The organism is Lentzea sp. CC55, assembly GCF_021056325.1.
Taxonomy (GTDB): domain Bacteria; phylum Actinomycetota; class Actinomycetes; order Mycobacteriales; family Pseudonocardiaceae; genus Lentzea; species Lentzea jiangxiensis.
Genome location: NZ_JAJCXE010000041.1, coordinates 1 through 1,173 on the forward strand (window position 1 = coordinate 1; position 1,173 = coordinate 1,173).

Annotated in this window: 1 rRNA gene; it reads right to left on the reverse strand. The window is 56.9% G+C overall.

What is annotated here, in order from left to right:
- Positions 1 to 1,173 (reverse strand): 23S ribosomal RNA (locus L6E10_RS27210); the annotation flags it as partial.

Sequence of the window (1,173 nt, forward strand, 5' to 3'; positions counted from 1 at the left end):
GCAGGCGTCAGTCCATATACATCGTCTTGCGACTTCGCATGGACCTGTGTTTTTAGTAAACAGTCGCTTCTCGCTGGTCTCTGCGGCCAGCTGACCCTAGCCCGCGAAGGGCTTCAAGTCCTCTGGCCCCCCTTCTCCCGAAGTTACGGGGGCATTTTGCCGAGTTCCTTAACCACAGTTCGCCCGATCGCCTCGGTATTCTCTACCTGACCACCTGTGTCGGTTTGGGGTACGGGCCGCGTGAAAGCTCGCTAGAGGCTTTTCTCGGCAGCATGGGATCACTCTACTTCGCCTCAATCGGCTACGCATCACGTCTCAGGATATATGCCTGGCGGATTTGCCTACCAGACTCCCTACACGCTTGCACCAGTACTACCACTCACTGGCGGAGCTACCCTCCTGCGTCACCCCATCGCTTGACTACTACAAGTTCAGGTCCCGCGCTCCACAACCCAGCTAGTCCCGAAGGACATCGCCGAGCGCTTTGGGCGGTTAGTATCACAAGGTTCATCATGGGCGCGTTCACACGGGTACGGGAATATCAACCCGTTGTCCATCGACTACGCCTGTCGGCCTCGCCTTAGGTCCCGACTTACCCTGGGCGGATTAGCCTGGCCCAGGAACCCTTGGTCATCCGGCGGACGAGTTTCTCACTCGTCTTTCGCTACTCATGCCTGCATTCTCACTCGCATAGCGTCCACGGCTGGATTACTCCGCCGCTTCAACCGCTACACGACGCTCCCCTACCCATCCCGAGTCAAGCTCGAAATGACACAGCTTCGGCGGTGTGCTTAAGCCCCGCTACATTGTCGGCGCAGGACCACTTGACCAGTGAGCTATTACGCACTCTTTAAAGGGTGGCTGCTTCTAAGCCAACCTCCTGGCTGTCTGTGCGACCCCACATCCTTTCCCACTTAGCACACACTTAGGGGCCTTAGCTGGCGTTCTGGGCTGTTTCCCTCTCGACTACGAAGCTTATCCCCCGCAGTCTCACTGCCGCACTCTAACTTTCCGGTATTCGGAGTTTGGTTGATTTCGGTAAGCTTGTGGGCCCCCTAGACCATCCAGTGCTCTACCCCCGGAAAGAAACATGCGACGCTGCACCTAAATGCATTTCGGGGAGAACCAGCTATCACGGTGTTTGATTGGCCTTTCACCCCTAACCACAGCTCA